This window comes from Pseudomonas sp. RIT-PI-S (genome assembly GCF_025642975.1).
GTDB lineage: Bacteria > Pseudomonadota > Gammaproteobacteria > Pseudomonadales > Pseudomonadaceae > Aquipseudomonas.
The window spans coordinates 45,837-63,884 of sequence record NZ_JANZKJ010000005.1 but is presented as its reverse complement, the minus strand read 5'-3'; the positions used below and the strand labels follow the sequence as shown (position 1 = coordinate 63,884).

General features: G+C 55.1%; 11 protein-coding genes and 2 pseudogenes. 6 read left to right on the top strand and 7 right to left on the bottom strand.

Annotated elements, in window-relative coordinates; genetic code table 11:
• Nucleotides 1-361 precede the first annotated feature (361 nt).
• Nucleotides 362-6,202 carry a DUF3320 domain-containing protein gene (locus OGL93_RS09530; RefSeq protein ID WP_263262392.1) on the bottom strand — a complete coding sequence of 1,947 codons (5,841 nt, stop codon included), beginning with the start codon at nt 6,200-6,202 and terminating at the stop codon, nt 362-364.
• 1,137 nt (nt 6,203-7,339) lie between these two features.
• Here OGL93_RS09530 and OGL93_RS09525 point away from each other — a divergent pair.
• The 3 genes and pseudogenes from OGL93_RS09525 (at nt 7,340) to OGL93_RS09515 (ending at nt 9,624) form a co-directional block, all read left to right on the top strand.
• Nucleotides 7,340-7,675, top strand: a complete 336-nt coding sequence (locus tag OGL93_RS09525) for a transposase (RefSeq protein ID WP_263262391.1) — start codon at nt 7,340-7,342, stop codon at nt 7,673-7,675.
• Nucleotides 7,672-8,007 carry an IS66 family insertion sequence element accessory protein TnpB gene (tnpB, locus tag OGL93_RS09520; RefSeq protein ID WP_263262390.1) on the top strand — a complete coding sequence of 112 codons (336 nt, stop codon included), beginning with the start codon at nt 7,672-7,674 and terminating at the stop codon, nt 8,005-8,007. The genes OGL93_RS09525 and tnpB overlap by 4 nt, the downstream gene beginning before the upstream one ends.
• A gap of 61 nt (nt 8,008-8,068) precedes the next feature.
• Nucleotides 8,069-9,624 (top strand): annotated as a pseudogene (locus OGL93_RS09515) (IS66 family transposase).
• Here the strand turns inward: OGL93_RS09515 and OGL93_RS09510 are convergent.
• From OGL93_RS09510 to OGL93_RS09500, 3 genes are all read right to left on the bottom strand, one after another.
• Complete coding sequence (locus OGL93_RS09510; RefSeq protein ID WP_263262389.1) at nt 9,621-9,908, bottom strand: DUF1330 domain-containing protein; 288 nt, start codon at nt 9,906-9,908, stop codon at nt 9,621-9,623. The pseudogene OGL93_RS09515 and the gene OGL93_RS09510 overlap by 4 nt on opposite strands.
• An 83-nt stretch (nt 9,909-9,991) precedes the next feature.
• Nucleotides 9,992-11,056, bottom strand: coding sequence for an aldo/keto reductase (locus tag OGL93_RS09505; protein WP_263262388.1), 1,065 nt, complete (start codon nt 11,054-11,056; stop codon nt 9,992-9,994).
• 71 nt (nt 11,057-11,127) lie between these two features.
• On the bottom strand, nt 11,128-11,724 hold the full coding sequence (locus OGL93_RS09500) for a flavodoxin family protein (protein WP_263262387.1): 597 nt from the start codon (nt 11,722-11,724) through the stop codon (nt 11,128-11,130).
• A 114-nt stretch (nt 11,725-11,838) separates the two neighbouring features.
• On the opposite strand from OGL93_RS09500, the gene OGL93_RS09495 reads away from it, so the two are divergent.
• Both OGL93_RS09495 and OGL93_RS09490 read left to right on the top strand, forming a co-directional pair.
• On the top strand, nt 11,839-12,744 hold the full coding sequence (locus tag OGL93_RS09495) for a LysR family transcriptional regulator (RefSeq protein ID WP_263262386.1): 906 nt from the start codon (nt 11,839-11,841) through the stop codon (nt 12,742-12,744).
• Nucleotides 12,745-13,209: 465 nt separating this feature from the next.
• Complete coding sequence (locus OGL93_RS09490) at nt 13,210-13,653, top strand: hypothetical protein (RefSeq protein ID WP_263262385.1); 444 nt, start codon at nt 13,210-13,212, stop codon at nt 13,651-13,653.
• A gap of 1,439 nt (nt 13,654-15,092) precedes the next feature.
• Here OGL93_RS09490 and OGL93_RS09485 read toward each other — a convergent pair.
• The 3 genes and pseudogenes from OGL93_RS09485 to OGL93_RS09475 all read right to left on the bottom strand — a co-directional run.
• Nucleotides 15,093-15,456, bottom strand: a pseudogene (locus tag OGL93_RS09485) (DDE-type integrase/transposase/recombinase); the annotation flags it as partial.
• Nucleotides 15,449-16,606, bottom strand: a complete 1,158-nt coding sequence (locus tag OGL93_RS09480) for an MFS transporter (protein WP_263262384.1) — start codon at nt 16,604-16,606, stop codon at nt 15,449-15,451. The pseudogene OGL93_RS09485 and the gene OGL93_RS09480, both read right to left, overlap by 8 nt.
• Before the next feature lies 1 nt (nt 16,607).
• Nucleotides 16,608-17,408, bottom strand: coding sequence for an alpha/beta hydrolase (locus OGL93_RS09475; protein WP_263262383.1), 801 nt, complete (start codon nt 17,406-17,408; stop codon nt 16,608-16,610).
• Nucleotides 17,409-17,532: 124 nt separating this feature from the next.
• On the opposite strand from OGL93_RS09475, the gene OGL93_RS09470 reads away from it, so the two are divergent.
• Complete coding sequence (locus OGL93_RS09470) at nt 17,533-18,039, top strand: MarR family transcriptional regulator (RefSeq protein ID WP_263262382.1); 507 nt, start codon at nt 17,533-17,535, stop codon at nt 18,037-18,039.
• Nucleotides 18,040-18,048: the final 9 nt, after the last annotated feature.

The following is an 18,048-nucleotide window of genomic DNA, read 5'->3' as shown; positions in this document are numbered from 1 at the left end:
TCTTGCGGCTTAGCAAATGAGAAGCCAGTCGAGTCTCGTGGCTTCTCGTGAGGAAGGCTAGGTCATGGTGCGTTCGAAAGTTTTGTCCGCTTTCCACGAAGGGTGGCAAGTTTAGACTTGGTGAGGCTCTGATATTTCAGTATCTCACGCTGCGTTTTCCCGCGATAAGCATCGGTTTTGGAGGCGAATCGTTGTGCTTGGACAAGCATCAGCTCGGACTCTTCCAGGATGCTGATCTGCGCACCGGCTCTTCAGATCCCTTCAGTTATTTAATTTAACATAATGTGCATTATCAGTAATTGTATATTGCAAGCTGAGCAAGCTGACTGGCAGCGATCTAATGAATTATCCAGCGCCTGTTCTACGCATTCAAAATCCTCTCTATTCGCTGCCGCGCAGTCCCCGTGAGTCGCTTGACGCCGAGTAACCGCGCAACCTCCAACGCAGGGTCAGCCGCGTCAATGATGCTCGCCGCAATGCGCAGCTCCTCTGCCGCTATCTCCTCGATCGAACGCGCATCATTGGCAGATGCCGGAACGCGGTATGTCGACCACTCCATCACATCACCTTCGGCATGCCAGACGAAGACTTCTTCAAAGCCGGCCTGTTGAACGTGATGGTGCCGATCAGCCAATTCCAAGACTCGATCCCGAATGAGTCGACCTGACCGTTGGAAGCCATGCGCACGCGCCACACGCTGTACCAGAAGCGCATCCAGAATCGGCGCTTCCTGGCGTAGTATCTCTTCGATGATCTGACGCAGCACTGGCGTGTATTCCGGCACATGAAACTGCTCGGCTTGGATCAATGGTGTGAGAGACGATAGATCCGCGACTCGATATTCAGCTTGGCGACCTAGCGGTGTCTCCACGCTGTAAGCCCGCGCCATGCGAACTTTCGCGATATCCTCCGTTGCCTCATCGTCGGTAGTTATGGGTGTTTCATCCAGCGCATCAAGGATCTCAGCGGTCTCTGCCGGGCGGGCAAAGTCAATAATCACTGCCGCAGGTATCGATTCTTCCACCGGAATTGAGGCGACTGCCGATCGTGATGCAGCCAGAAGGTCGTTGAGAGCTGCGTGTAGCTTCTGGAGAGCGTCCTCCTTGTCTATCCACCATTCCGTAGACCATAGGCGTACCAGGTTCCACCCCAGACCTTTCAGGATCGCTCCCCTCACCTTGTCACGATCACGAGCAGTGGCAGCACTGTGGTAAGTCGCGCCATCGCACTCGACACCCGCCAGGTAATCACCCGGGCGATCAGGGTGAACAATTCCCAGATCGATACGGAAGCGCGATACACCGATCTGCGGAACCACCTGCCAGCCAAGGCGCCGCAAGCCCTGAGCTATCGCTTCTTCGAACGGCGAGTCGTAACCGCCGACCGAGCCATGTACCGCTTCGGCCAAGGCTCTTGGACCCCTTTGAGCGAACTCGAGGAAATGCTTCAGATCGCGAACTGCTCGAGCATTAGTTCTATTCAAATCAATCATCGACGGATCGAAGGACGAGAACACCAGCATCTCTCGGCGAGACCGGGTAATCGCAACGTTCAGTCGGCGCCATCCACCATCTCTGTTGAGTGGACCGAAGTTCATCGACATGACTTGGGCACCAGGCTCAGTCGGGCCATATCCGATCCCAAGCATGATCAAATCGCGCTCATCACCCTGGACAGTTTCCAGATTTTTAACCACAACGGGTTCAGTCTGGGTGTCCTGAAAGAAAGGCTCGATTTGTGGGTACTGCTTACGCGCAGCATCCAGCAGGTCGTTGATCAGCTTCTGCTGATCAGAGTTGAGCGTGATGATCCCAATCGAATGACCCGCTGCAATAAACGCTGGATCCGTTAAACGCTTAACGGTCTCGCTGACGATGGCCTCGGCTTCAGCCTGATTGTGGCGCCCTTTCCCTTTCGCATACACGCCCTCAACCCTACGCCACTCGACAGCGCTCGCCCGGGTCTCTGCTGCCGGGAAGGTAATCAGATTGCTGTCGTAGTAACGGTGGTTCGAGAACGCAATCAGGCTCTCATGGCGACTCCGGTAATGCCAGCTCAAGCTATGGCTCGGCACCCCTGCCCCGAGGCATTCATCCAGGATGCTCTCCATGTCTTCCGCGGTGTCATCGTCACCAGCATTCGGACCGCGGCTGAAGAAGTTTGTAGGCGGCATTTGGCGCGGGTCGCCGGCGATCACAACCTGTTTACCGCGGGCAATCGAACCTATTGCATCCCATGGGGCAATTTGAGAGGCCTCGTCGAAGATGACCAGATCGAATGGAGGCTGATCTGCTGGCAGGAATTGCGCGATCGACAACGGGCTCATGAGCATGCACGGCGCCAGGCGGTTCAGCGCATCCCCCATTTCAATAGCCAATTGGCGTACTGGCTTATGCCTACGCGACTTCTGCAATTCATGCTTCAGCGTGGCGAAGCCGCTGCCTTTGGGAATGTCATTCTTAGACGGGATGAAACCACACAATTTGGCCCGGATGTAGCGTACGGTCAGTTTCGCGAGTTCATCGTCCAGACGAATGAATGAACCTATGTCGCTCATGTGCTCGGCGGCGACGAAGTTCCGCAGAAGCGGCTCGCTGTCGATGCCGTGGGTCGCGAACCAATGGGCATAGGCTGTGACGAAGGTTTCCTCGGTTGCGGTTGGTAATAGACTACCCGCTTCCAATGCCAGAGCCAGATTAGCCAACCCAACCTCAGTGGCCTGCTCTCGAACGCGGCACCAATCACACCACGCCTTGAGCTGCTCCTTTTGCTGCTGGATGGACAGTGAAGTAGCTCGCAATGCGGCGACACTCACGTTTTCGTCTGGGTTGGTTCCTGCCAACCCAGCAAATTGCCGAGCTGAATCGTCGTAGCGGGAAATGGCCTGCTGCAATGCCGTCAGCGCGGTACCGATTTGTCCGCTTGGCGCTAGCATCTCATTTGCATCGACAACCAGACGCGCGACTGCGCCGCGCAATGTAACCAAGTGGTCGGGTGACTCAGCTAGCGCACTCAACAGGCTGCGCAGAATCTCAGCGAGGGCGACAGCGCGTTGTGTTTTGGTCGTGTCGCTGGACAGCCCTTGCCAACCCGGAATCGATTGCATGTCTCCAGACAATGCATCCAGCTCCACCAGGTGGGTATTCAGCCGCTGCAAAATAGCGAGATCACCGAGGGTGTCTGGGATACCTGCTGCGCCACCCAATGAGGCAAGCTTCTTGCCCACTTTCTTCTTCGCGAACGTCGCCAGGAACCAGAACTTGCCTTCTGCCTTTTGCCACTCTGCTTTCATCGCCTCGAATTGAATGCGACGGCAAGCTTCGTTGGCATAGTTCAGGGACAGGCTTTCCTCTAGCTCCCGGTAGCTCACGATCAACTCGCACGCACGGCGAGCAGCCTCGATACGCGCAACGGCATCGGGAGCAAACGCGAATGAGAGGTTTATGCCGTGGGACTGCGTGATTAGAGTCACCAGCTCGTTGAGCTGTTGGATCTGAAGGATTTCAGCGACGGGCAATGCGAGATGCGTAAGGCTGAGTACCCTTTCGCTCGCGGCGTTCAATGCATCCAGGGCCTGTGGCAGCTCCCGCGATGTACTTGCAATCTGGGATTGCCATGCATTCGACCATTCGGTCTGAATTAGAGCGCCGAACTTGCCTGACAGATCTCTTGCGGCAGTGCCGTTGAGGCCAAGTCGGCGCGCGATATCGAGCAACTGATTGTATTCAGCAGCACTGTGCTGAGTGGTCGAAGGCCAGGTGAGTTTGGGCGTATGAGGACCGTGGTCTCGAACGACTCGGCCAATCGACTGATGCAAGGAAAGGTCGTTATCCCAACGTCGATGAAGGACCTCGACCAAGCCGTTGAGCCTTGAACGCAGGGTTTGAAGCCGAGAGGCTTCACGCTCCCACTCCTCGGCGCTCAATGCGTCGCTCACGTCCCATGCGCGGTCCAGTTGCTTGAGGACCTCTACCTTGGACGCTTTGCTTGAGTGCAGCTCCAGGCAGAACTCACCCAGGCCTTTCTCTGCCAAGCGACGATAAACCACATCAAGTGCAGCACGCTTTTCTGCCACGAAAAGTACGCGACGCCCCAGCGCCAGATTGTGAGCAATCATGTTCGCGATGGTTTGCGACTTGCCGGTACCAGGGGGCCCGTCCATGACAAAGCTGCGAGTGCTACCTGAGGCCACCACCGCAGCAAGCTGAGAAGAGTCAGAAGGCAACGGGGCAAACATCTGAGCAGGTGTTACGGTTGAATCCAATCGCTCAGGCCGAGGGAAATCTTCTGAGCTGGAGACCCCCTCACCGGTTTGATCAGGCTCCAGCAGATGCCTGACCAGCGGGCTTTGCAGCAACTGCGCAGAGTTGGCGTTCAGGTCTTTCCACATCAGGTATTTGGCAAACGAGAATGTGCCGAGCACCAGCTCTGTGCTTACCTCGAAACCCGGTATGTCGCGAACAGCACGCCGTACCATGTTCCAGACGCCGGTGACATCAATGCCGCTCTCATCAGTTGGTAGCTCACCATCAAGGCCGGGGATCACCAACTCGAAGTCATGGCGAAGCAGTTCGAGCAGCGTCAGGTTAAAGCGTGGCTCCTCATCGAGCAGGCTCAGCGTCACACCGGACAGCGCACTTTTTCGGTCAAGCTTCACTGGCAGCAAGATCAGCGGTGCTGAATATGTCTTCGGATCGTCGGCGGCTTTCTTCCACTTAAGGAAACCGATGGCCAAGAAGAGTGTATTTGCACCCCCCTCCTCCAGATCGCTCCGTGCCTTGCGGAACAATTCGATCAGCGTTGATTCAAGCTTGGCCTTCTCTAAGCTAGCGAGGACTTCGCCGCGGCCAAGCGCCTGACGTGCGACCTCGTCGACCAAGCTTTCGTTGTTCTGTTGCTCATAGAGAGCTACGTCGCGGCCGCTGCTCTTCAAGTCGGGTACCGGCACGACACGGATACGCCCGCCGCTGGCAAGCACATCCTCAAGAGCAGCTGGATCTGGGCAAAGAAGACGCACGCCCTTGGCGCTGTCTGGCAGATGCAGCAGTCGGTTACGAGTAGTTAGATCGAGAAGCTTGCGTTGCCAGAGTGTTAGCTTGCCGGCCGGGCCTTCATTCTCACTGTTGATTTCGACATCAAAGCCTGGAAGCGCTGGAGCATCTTCCAATCCTTCAGCAACGGGCACAGCATCGGTGGTGGTGCCTGATGTCTCTACCGCTGAAACCAGCGCCATCGGCCGGATTTTCTGCATTCGGGCGCGATGCAGATCGATGGCCATGATGAACTGTTCATCATCCAGCTGCCTTTCGGCAACCGCCATTGCCTGACTAAAACTTGGAGGGTTTGCCTGTGTCGCCAACGTGGTCTCGAAGACGACCATCTCCTTCAAGTCCAAGCGTTTGCGCACTGCCGAGGCTTCATCCGTCAGCAGTTGTGAGAACTCTTGAGGCTGTAGCCAGATACCGGCAAACGCGTGCCCTTTTGTCATCAAAAGCAACGGATTCAATCCAGCTTGCTCCAGCGCCGCAGCGAAGAGCAGCGCTGTATCGAGACAAGTCGCCACGCCGTTGTCCAGGACCACACTTGGAGGCCGGATCTTCTGGCCCTGTTGTTCGAAGCTGGCTGGAGGTAGCGCGTAGCTCAGTTGGAAGCTGCACACCCCTGACCATATCGCTGAGGCCAGCTCCCATGTGCGCGTGCGGGACTTGCTCTCATAGCCGTCAATGCCGTCTTTCTTGCCTGCTCGGCGCAGCACTTGAGACGCAGCTTTGAGCACACGGTCTACGGCTGGGTCGTTTGGCATGCAGAAGGCAGCCAGCAACTCCGGCATTGCACTCAAACCACCCCACTCTGCACGAGCCAACAGCTCAGTGGGAAAGCGCTGCTCAACGAGAAGGTTGTCATCTTGGGACAGACGCACCACGACATCAGCGGTCAGACTTTCGCTCAGTCCTGAAAGGTAGCCGGCGTTGAGCTTGATATCGCGGTCATTGATGCCGAGACGATCACCGACATTGAGTCGATCAATATGCCAGGTCCGGCTCTCAACAAACTCCGGATCAGTGCTAAGGGTCAGGACCAGATTTTCAAGATTTGTCTCTTGCTGATTCCAGACGCTCAACTCACGTATGAGTGGTACGGCATTCTGGTGAGAGGCGAAGCCGATTTTACGGGCGATCAGCGCCTCAATCTTGATGTTCATTCACGGGCTCCTACTGCTGCGAGCGCTGGCCTCATGAAGAGGCCGCCAAATGACGCCTATAGTCCATGAGTAATCAGTGGTTGGGAATTTGTTTATAGGCGAATTTGCACGTTTTGGGCGCTTCTATCGTGAGCTAGACGACGGCGACAGGCATTGCAATGACCTGTATCTCGTAAGCGCTACAAAAAATCAGCCTGGTCATAGGCATATCGGGCAATCGGCCACGGCCAGGTGATGTGGAAACTTGATGAGGCGTGATCAGCGCGCCCGGAAAAGACTACCCCTATCCGGAAATATTTTCCCTATGGGTCTTGCAATCTGGCACGTGCTTGGCAGGCAGATATCACCGCCGCAGGCTTCTCCCATCCCTCACTCGGGAATGGTCGTTTCGCAGGTACGTACGGTTCGTGCTTGGCCCGGTTTGAGTCACTGGGGTAGGGGCAATCGCAAGAATTCGAATTACCTGACCACTGTCGATCCGTTTTCTGCTCAGGTCTTTTCATCAATGGATGGTTTGCCATTGCATTCAAGATGAGTCTGGCGGACATCTTCACGAGTGCAAGTGGTGTGAGATACGCTGCCAGACGTTCATATCCTCAGCCAGGATCAAGAATCAAAAGGCCCTGCAGCTCATCGGGCGTTTTCCGAGCCGTCCAGATCCAGTGTTTGCCATTGGATCCGTATCCATTTTTAGAACGCCACGTTTACTTGCATACAAGAAAAATTACCCGATGCCAGAAATCTTGAAGCATGCCGACCTGCATCCCGAAGTAGCACATCTATCAATCTCCCAGCTCCAAGAGCTACACACTCGCTACCTTGCGGGTGAAAAGCTCCCTGTTCTCTTCTCTGAATACAGCGTTCAATCGACACGGAACAGCCTCGAGGTTCTCCTCCCCCTGATATATATTGACGCAAGGTGTCCGGCGTGTGGAGACCTACTCCAGCAGAGATGGAAGACCAAAACGGGTGGCGATTCAGCTCCCTTCTGTAAGCCTTGCAACCATGTCGAGACCCTAAGCTGCTCTTGCAAGGTATGCGTCTGGCCAAGGCATCTACCCGCCACCGCAGAGCCAAGACATGGTGTGCACTTAAATTTAAGTGGGCACCAGTTTTAGCCTTTTAAGCGGGTATTTCATGCAGCCAACACGCCGTTACTATTCAAAATCCTTCAAGGCCCAAGTTATTCAAGAGTGTGGCCAGCCCGGCGCTTCGATTGCCAGCATCGCACTTGGCCATAGCCTCAACGAAAACCTTGTCCATAAATGGATTCGAGTACACACGCAGAAGAACAGTACCGCGCTTCAACCTGCATTTGTTCCGCTACCCCTACCGTCAGCCGGAGCAAATTCTCAAGCGACATCGTCGAACATCTGCGTTGAGATCCAGCACCCGCTTGGCATCGTCAAAGTGAACTGGCCAACCGACAACACCGCTGCCTGCGCGACCTTTCTTCGAGACCTGCTGCGATGATCCGCATCGACTCCATCTGGCTCGCCACCGAGCCGATGGACATGCGTGCAGGCACCGAGACTGCATTAGCCAGGGTGATAGCGGTGTTCGGTGCGGCGAAGCCGCACTGTGCTTACCTCTTCGCCAACCGCCGCGCCACACGCATGAAAGTCCTGGTGCATGACGGGTTCGGCGTCTGGCTGGCGGCACGCCGGTTGAACCAAGGCAAGTTCCACTGGCCTGGTATTCGCCGTGGTTCTGAGATGGAACTGAATCACGAGCAACTTCAGGCTTTGGTGCTGGGTCTGCCATGGCAACGTGCAGGTTCTGGAGGCTCGATCACACTGCTTTAACGGCTGCCATTAGCCTATCGGTCTATCGCTACGACGCGACTGCTCTGGCAAAATTCGGCGCATGACTTCTTCGCCCAATCTCGACCAATTGTCCCCCGACCAACTGCGTGCTTTGGCAGCGCAGTTGCTGTCGCAAGTCGACACGATGGGCAAGAAAATCAACCGTGATCAAACAGTCATCGAGAAACTGACCTTCGAGATTGCACAGCTCAAACGCTTGAAGTTTGCCAAGCGCAGCGAGCAGATGAGTCCTGAGCAGGCCAGCTTGCTTGATGATCTGATCGACACCGACATAGCCGCGATTGAAGCAGAGCTTCAGGCTTTGCAAACGGTGCCAGCGGCAACCGAGAAAAAGCAGAAGCCCAAACGCACTGCCTTGCCACCGGAGTTTACACGCACACTGATCCATCACGAACCGGATAACACTCACTGCCCATGTGGCTGCGCGCTGAAACGCATCGGTGAAGATATCAGTGAGAAGCTGGATTACACACCGGGCGTCTTCACCGTCGAGCGTCATGTCCGTGGCAAATGGGTCTGTGATGACTGCGAAACGCTGATCCAGGCACCGGTTCCGGCTCAGATCATCGACAAGGGCATCCCGACTGCCGGGCTGCTGGCCCACGTCATGATTGCCAAGTTTGCTGACCATTTACCGCTTTACCGTCAGGAATCAATCTTCGGTCGGGCGGGCCTGGCGATTCCACGTTCGACCTTGGCTCAATGAGTGGGCATGACCGGCGTGCAGTTGCAGCCGCTGGTCGATGCACTGCGCGAAGTAGTCCTTGGGCAACAAGTCATCCACGCAGATGAAACACCGGTGCAGATGCTCATGCCGGGAACAAAGAAAACTCACCGTTCCTATGTGTGGGCCTACGCCACCAACCAGTTCTCGGACTTGGCAGCGGTGGTTTATGACTTCAGCCCCAGCCTTGCCGGAGAGCATGCTCGCAACTTCCTGCAAGGCTGGAGGGGCAAGCTGGAATGTAACGATTTTGGCGGTTACAAAGCCAGTTTCGAACTCGGCGTGACCGAAATCGGCTGCATGGCCCATGCACGGCGCAAGTTTTTCGAACTGCACGCGACGAATAAGAGCACGCTCGCCGAGCAAGCCCTGCGCTTTATCCAGTTGTTATACGAAATCGAGAGCGAATTGCGCGATCTGGAACAGGATTTACGGCGCCGAATACGGCAAGAAAAAGCCGTACCAGTGATGGAGATGCTGCATGCCTGGATGATCGCCCAGCGCAACGTCGTGCCCGAAGGTTCGGCTATCAGCAAAGCGTTGGATTACAGCCTGAAACGCTGGGAAGCACTGTCGCGTTATCTTGAGGGCGGGGCTGTGCCGATAGACAACAATTGGGCTGAAAACCAAATCAGACCATGGCTCTTGGGCGCAAGAACTGGCTCTTCGCAGGATCGCTACGCAGCGGCAAACGGGCGGCGGCGATCATGAGCTTGATCCAGTCTGCGCGGTTGAATGGTCATGATCCGTACGCCTATCTGAAGGATGTCCTCACACGCCTGCCGACGCAGCGGGCGAGTGAAATCGATCAGTTGTTGCCGCATAAGTGGGTGCCAGCCTTGCTTAGGCTAAGTGAATCGGGCGTACGTTAAGAAACCCCTTCGAGTATGACAAATGTTCCAGTCGCAACACCCACGCGCAGGGCCTTGGCCGCTTGGTATTCTGCGCTTTCATAGAAGCGTTTAGCGTCGGCGAACGAATCGAACTCGAATATCATATGCCGCTCATGGGCTGCACCTTCGAGGTTTTCATACTGTCCTCCTGCAATAACCTTCGGGTTGAAAGGTCGCATTGCATCGCCTGCGGCTTTTGCATAAGCGGCGTAGGCCGTTGCATCCGAAATGCTCACGTGCCCGATCAGGTATCCTTTTGGCATGCTTGCCTCTCTTTCAATGGGTATATTCAATTCAACGCAGGGCGTTCAATACAGCCGCCTGCGTCGCGGCTATTGGGTTATAGCTACTGGCTCTGCTTCGACGCCAACGGCCTGAAAGGTACAGGTCGCCTGCTGGCATCCTGGTGATCGACCATCCAACCGGGGTAGTAGGGAGGTAAAGCACTTACTGCCTCCAGACGCGCCAGCTCCTCGTCCTTAAGAACGACATTGACTGCATCCAGGTTATCTTCCAACTGGTCAATCCTTTTGGCGCCGATGATGACGCTCGTGACATGGGGTTTGGCCAGCAACCAAGCGAGCGCCACTCTTGCGACGGAAATACCGCGCGCATCGCCGATGGCGCGCATTTCTGCGACGCAGGCCCAAGCCCGATTCAGATCGACGGGTGGAAAGTCGAAATTACTGCGCCGCGCCCCCTCCTCGGTTGATGCTCCAGGGCCGAACTTCCCCGAAAGCAGTCCCCCCGCAAGAGGCGACCACACGAGTAGCCCCATCTGCTCTTCAATGACAAGCGGCACCAATTCGCGCTCCACGTCACGTCCGGCAATGGAGTAATAGGCCTGAAGCGTCTCAAAGCGTGTGGCATTAAGTGCTGCGCTCAGCCCTAGCGCTTTGCCGATCTTGCCCGCGTGCCAATTTGAAACGCCGACATAACGGACTAGCCCTTGACGCGTTAGGTCGTCCAGGGCCCGCAGCGTTTCTTCTATAGGGGTCACAGGATCACTGGCGTGAATCTGGTAAAGGTCAATATGATCGACCTGAAGGCGTTCTAGGCTTCGCTGCACAGAATCCATGATATGACCGCGCGATGCCCCTTGATCGTTGGGATTAGAGCCCATTACGCCCGCAGTTTTGGTAGCCAGCACAACCTCTCTGCGTGGCACGCCGAGATCTCTCAATGCCTGGCCCAAGATGCGCTCCGACTGACCGAAAGAATAAATATCGGCGGTGTCTATGAAGTTGATCCCTTGCGCCAGAGCGTGGGCGATCAACCTGTTGGCTTCGCCCTGTTCAACCGCGCCGATTGCAGCCCACATACCCGCGTCAGCATTACCACCGAGTGTCATCGTGCCCAGGCACAGCTCGGATACATACAGGCCCGTACGGCCAAGTCGCTTGTATTTCATGACTTCTCCTCCGAGATCGATGGATGAAAATGAGCACAGCAGCGGGCCAGTATCGTCGGCGCGAGTGGACTTCAGACAGACTGAGATTTACCAGCTCGGAACTGTCCGGCAATCAATGCGACGCGCGCGCCATACAGACGCGCTGTCTCCAGATCTCCCGATGACATCTCTTCGGGAGAGGCATCCGCAGGCGTCTGCGCCATGGGTGCGATGTAAGAACCCATGCGGTTCAAATCGTCGCGTTTCGACGCCTTGACGTTCGCGGGTTTGATGTCCAGACCAACCCAGATCCCGGCGTGCTGCCCAGAGAGCAGGAAGAAATACTCAAGTGTATTGAGCTTGTCGCCGTTGATGCTCGCGCTATTGGTGAAGCCGCCAAAGATTTTGTTTTGCCATGCGCCTTCGAACCAGGGCTTGGAAGAGGCGTCTGCAAATTTCTTGAACTGCCAGCTAGGGCCGCCCATGTAGGTAGGCGAACCGAAGACGATTGCGTCTGCGCCTGCGAGTATTTGCCAGGCATCGTCGGGGATATTGCCCTCGGGGTCGATTGCAACCAATACAGAGTCGGTGCCAGCACCTTCGGCGACGGCAGCTGCCATTCGTAAGGTGTGGCCGTAGCCTGAGTGATAAATGATGACAGTTCGGATTGGCGTGGAAGTTGAGTTCATGAGCGCTCCCTTACATGTTCTGGAGTTGTGGACAACCTGAGAGCTACTCTACTGAGTCAAAAATGAGTTATAAATCATCCGAATCTGAACGCACTGTTATCTAATTGGTGAACAATGCCCAATCTTCAGGCACTTATGATTTTTGCCCGCGTTGCGGAAATGATGAGTTTCACGCGGGCCGCTGAAAGCCTGGGAATCCAGAAGGGGCGGGTGTCGACGGTGATTCGTGAGCTGGAACGGGAGATGGGCGCGACCCTCCTGCACAGAACAACACGCAGCGTGCAATTGACCGAAGACGGTCGTAGTTTCTATGCACGTGCTCGTGACCTGCTGGCCGAAGCTCAGGACGTGCAGTCCATGTTCGCGAACAGCGGTGCCCCTCTGAGGGGAAGGTTGCGCGTAGATATGCCGACTGAGTTGGCAAAGACCGTCGTGATTCCCGCTCTGCCGCAACTAATCAAGGCCAATCCTGAGTTGGAGCTGGAACTATCCAGCACGGATCGCCGTGTCGATCTGGTTCAAGAAGGGTTTGATTGCGTGATTCGTCTCGGGCCGATCTTGGACGACAGACTGATCGCCCGCTCGCTCGGCAAACTGCGCATGATGAACGTGGCGAGTCCAGGCTATCTGGCAAAGTACGGCGTACCGCAAACACTCGACGACCTCCTCATCCAGGGTCACCAGATGGTTCACTACACGCCGACACTCGGCGCCCGACTCGCTGGTTGGGAATATCCGGAGGGTGATAGCTACGCATCACTTGCATTGCCAGGGGCGATTCAAGTGAATAACGTGCAGACCTATCATGCTGCGGGCCTAGCGGGGATTGGACTGATTCAGGCCGGTTATTTGGCCCTTGCGCACCACATCAAAAGCGGCGATCTGGTGGAAATTCTGCCCGATCTACGACCAGAGCCACTGTCGGCTTCGCTCGTAGTCGCGCATCGGCGTAACCTTTCCAAGCGCGTCCGGGCCTTCATGACTTGGATTGAGAGTGTATTGGAACCCTATTTTGATTAGCCGCTAGAGTGGGCAACATGTGACATCGTCACTTGTCTCACGGCGGCTGCTTGCAAGACGTATTTACCGTACGCTTACCTTGCAAGGTATGCCATGGCAGGCGCATTAGCGCTTACAACGGCAAGTGGGCGATCACCGCGCTACCCTACGACAGGCTGAGCTTGCGGGAAAAAATCTTGCTCCTTGCCCTCGTATGGTCCGAGGATCACGCAGCTGCCTCGATAGGTGCACTTGCCCGAGTTGGGCAGTTCAGCAACAGCCGTTACGGATGTGCTCGCTACATCGCGCAGTTACGGAAAAGCGGTGTGATCAAGTTGGTCAGGACTGAACGCTGGAAATCAGATATCAAAGACGCTGTGCGCTATATGTTAGAAGCCACAAAGTGGTCGGCCAACGTTGCTGCAGATGAGCTTCATCCCACCCCCATGCCCACCAAGGAACTACTCGAACAGCTTCGAAGCCGACTTGGACACAGAAGTTGGTATTGGTGATGAGGAAACGCTCGTCACCATTATTCGAGAGAATGCAGAGGACGAGGCCATTCAGTACGCTGAGGACCAATTGTATCGCCACAACATGGACATGACAGCTGAAGCCAAAACGCGGGAGGTAATGCGATCCCTAATAGAAACCACTCCATTGGAAAGCACCCTTGCCTCTTCTTGGGAGGCGGCAAAATCCTCACGCAGAGCTTTTGATGAAAAAATCGCCAACAATCGGAAGCATGCGTCGAATATGTTTCCCAACGCAGTCCTGCGCCGGGCGACAGCTAGGGCAGCAAAGCCCGATGCACGGGTCGTGAATCGTAACCCTGAACAGGTGAGTCGACTATCTAGGGTTTTGCATGATCGGATCTTCGGAGGTGATGACGCGTTCTTTGGCTGGCCGTTGTCTCGCTATTACGCTTAAGTGATCATGCCGAGGTTGATCTCCGGTACCAGATCAAGCACCCCACAAAAGCCTTACACGGCGCCGGTCCTGGACAGGCCTAGAACTACCCTGGAAATTATCACCGCAGCTCTACCCTGGGCTCTGGCCGGACACCGAAGCTATGGTAACCCTGCCGTCTCCCGACCTGATTTCGCTGCGCCTAACGAATCCCTACTCGGTGATGAAACAATCCCCGCCGTAGGAGATACAGACTCATAATTGCCTCAGCGTAGTGGATCGCCAGACAACGAACGATCACAAGCAAGCTTTAACAGGGATGCGCTAGACGAACGAATTCTCCTCACTTGCATAAAGCGTCACACGGGTTCAGGGATAATCCATAGCTAAGGCGTACATGTTAGTGCTATTTGCATATGCCTAACCCCATGGCCCAATTCCGTGAAACGGGTAGTCTTCGCAACCGCCACGCGAATGGTGCCAGTGGATGAAATGCCTGCGTGCCTGATCTGACTCGTGATTGGTTAAAGTCCAAGCTAGTCACCAATCTAGGGTAGGCATACGCTCCGCTAATTAGCAGAAGTCTCAGCCGGCGACACGCATCGCGGGCTGGATGACTGGTGGTGAATCCGTGGCTGATCATCGACTAGGTATCATGCCTACCTGCTCTGAAGGAGATGCATTCACGGCGTCGCGTCACAGCGAATCGATGACGTTCACAATTTCCTCGTTTCTTGCAACGGCGAAAAGCATCGCCGCCCTCTCGATCAACAGTACCCCTGTTAAGACGAGCATTGATAGGACAAAAAACGACGGGACTTGACCGAGCGCGGTAGCCGAAAGGCTGGGAAACACATCCAGCAACACTGAAGCAACACTGATGAGTGTTCCGTTGAACTCAAAGAAGTCAATCCGTACACACCCAATGCACCAGAGGCAAGCACAACGCAGTCGTTCCGGTGCTTGAGCTTCGCGCTATGGTTTTAAAGCCGCCTTACGAATTACCAATTCTTTCTTTGTAATCTCTCCCCTATCCAGAACAGCCTGCAAAAGGCCTGCGCCAAATTTGATTCGAAGGATCTCGACCTCTACAAGCTCATCCGAAAATCTGCTGCCACGGGCGATGCGATTGAACAGTCCTCTAAATGTCAAATAACTCGTCTGTTGACGGTCTCGGAGATGGATTGCTCGGATCATGATTACCTGGGAGCTGGTCATGGCCGGCACGAGCTTGACGCAGAGCGCCAACCAACTCTATGGCATGCGCCTACTGTTGGGTGCAGCCCGGGCTTTCATCCGCCTCCATTGCTCGAGCCTGATCACAGCAGTCACTACCCACCTCAGCTTGACATCACGTCCAGCCATTGAGAATGGACTCTGCGGTCAGAATGACGTCTACGAAGCTCGCCCAATCCAGCGATGCTCGGCACCCTCCTCGTCCACCAAAGTATGTTGGTCAACTACTGCGTTAAGTTTTTCTTAGGAACGGCAGGCGCCAAGCCTACATTGAACTGATGCGGTCGCCGCCAGTTGTATCGTTCCATCAGGAACCGGCCGATATCCTGTTGAGCTGGCGAAGCGCTCATGTAGACCTCCGTCGGTATCCATTCAGTTTTCAAGCTTCGAAACCGCTCATTGGCGCGTGGTCATGGCAGTTACCCCGCCGACTGATGCTCTGTGTGAAACGGTATCGCTATAGTCCCTGGCGGAAACTCCGGCTGCCGTATTGGCTGCTCTAATCGCTGTGAAACAGCACATTCTGACGCCGGCCACGCTGCTTATAGGCATATCCAATGCCTTGATCACCAGGGCAGCGTCAGGCCTGCGCCACTGCTCTCTTTGGGGAGAAACGCCTACAGAGGATTAGAAGTACTGCTACTCCGATGGCCATACCTGCCCATACAAGGCGAAGCGAAGCCATCTCATCTCGCAGAACGCCGGCGAAGAAAGGCATTGTTCCAGCGATGAGATATCCTCCCCCTTGGACGAATGCTAACAATGAACCGGCTTCCCCGGGGGACTTAGCATGATCTAGAGTCACGATGAGGGAAAGCGGGAACAATGCCCCAATTCCCAGCCCGAGAAGAATGGTGGCAAGTGTTGCCAGTTCACGAGGCGCGCCGATCAAACATCCTAGTCCTAAGATCACCAGAAATATGGCCAGGGCGAGCGGGGCTCTTCGATCAGGAAATCGATGGATCAAAGATGAAACCATGAAACCTGCAACGACCTCAGTAAGCGTAAGTGCTCCCAAGAGATACCCGGCATTGGCAGCTGGCCAGCCCAATTCGATGTAGTAGGGTGGAAGCCAGGCTAGAACCAACGTGTATGCACCAGTTCCTACGCCGAAAAACGCCATGAGGAGCCAAGCTCGAACATTTCTAGCTGGCAATGCCATGGGATTGCACTGAGCTCGCTTGTCGCCAGCAAAGCCCACCCAAATGGCGAGGGTGATCATCGCGGGAATTGCCGGGACGCCAAGTGTCAATCTCCAGCCGACATGATCGGCAATTGGTGCTGAGGCAGCGGATGCTATGGCCGCGCCTGCCATGATACCGGTGGTAAAGAGTCCCATCAACGTACCTGCGCTCTCCGGGTACATACGCTTGATATATGCGGGCATCAAAGCTTGTGTGATAGCGATACCTATCCCACCCAAGGCAGCAGTAGCGATCAGGCTCGAGGAGTGGTCGACACAAGCCCTTATCCCACTTGCAGCGGCAATAAGCAGCAAGCCAATGGCTACGCCTTTATTTTCGCCTATCCGCCTTTGTAGCCAAGGCCCTCCCAACGCAAACACTCCCATCATCATCACCGGAAGCGCGGTCAGCAGGCTTGCTTGCGTATTTGTCAAGGCTAGGTCTTTTTGGAGGATACCAAGTAGGGGGCCAATAGAGGCCATGATTGGTCGCAGATTGATGCCTATTAATAGAGCCAACGCAGCAATCAGCGTTCTCGATGGGCGACTATCCATGTCATTTTCCTCGCAGAAAATCATTAGTACGACGGTTGAATTCATGAGCGCTGGAAACGTTGAAGACATGTCCACTGCCAGGCACCACGCCGACTACTGCACATCTGATCTGATCTGCAATTCCCCGGGATTCGGATATAGGGCTCATTGGGTCTTCCGCTCCGGCCAGCACAAGGGTTGGCGCGTTGACGAGTCCAAGCTTCTGGCCTACGTCGTAAAACTTCATTCCCTCACACCAGTTGATTTGGTTACGCGAGTCTTGGATCGCTGCTTGTGCATGCCATGCCTGGTACCAGGCCATACCCAGTGGGGAGACAGCGAAGGCCTTGCCGACCAGATCAGTCCAGCTCGATTTAAAGCGCTTGAGACACCCATCAGATTGACGAAGAGCCTCAATCCAAGCATTCAGCATTTGTTGTCGGTTGGGCGTGGCCATTGTTCTGAATGTCCCCGCAACTATCAGTTTGTCGACAGCCTCCGGGGACATTGTTGCCACCTCCAAGGCGACCATTCCTCCGAGTGACAACCCGACAAGGGCCGCGCTCTCCAACCCTAAAAACTCTAACAGAGCTAATGTCGCTTGGCCTTGTTCGTACGCGGTAAACCTCCTTCCAACCGGCCCTGATGCGCCATGCCCAAGTAGATCTGGAACAATGACGCGGTGGCCCAGGCGCACCATTTCAGCGACTTGAGGCGTCCATGCGCGTCCAGTGTTACTCAGTCCATGGAGAAGCAACACCGGTGCTCCAGATCCGGCATCGAAGTAGTAATAGCGGTCTCCACAGTGATCGAAAAATGCCATAAGTGCTCTCTCGTAAAACTGCATTCAGCGACAGGATAGCTTAACGTTAAGATACCTGGAAAGCAGTATGGTCCAAGTGACTTGGGAAATGGCATTGCGTCTACCAGCAAAGGACGGAGGAGCTATGAGAGATCACGTAGATTTTGTGGTGGCCCAGTGGGCAAAAGCGATGCCCAGCGTGGATACATCCTCAATGGAGATCTTCGGGAGGATGGTACGTATCCAGAAGCACCTGGAGCGTCTGAGGGCAGAGGCTTTGACCCAGTACGGGTTCAAGGAAGGAGAATTCGATGTGCTGGCCACTCTTCGTCGATCCGGAGAGCCTTATCGACTCACTCCAACTGAGCTGTATCGATCTTTGTTAGTCACTTCGGGTGCGATGACCAACCGCTTAGCCAGACTAGAAGGCGCGGGTATGGTCGAGCGAATTGTCGATGCTCAGGACAGGCGTAGCGTGCAGGTGTCGCTTACTGTAAAGGGAAGAGCCCTGATTGAGGATGCGGTCGGGACACATACAGAGGTTCAAAATCTCGTTCTTGCACCATTGACGTTTGAGCAGCGTCAGGGACTAGCCGAGCTTCTCAAGACCGTTCTGTCGAGCCTACCCGGCGAGGGTGCTCCCACCAAATAACCATGGATA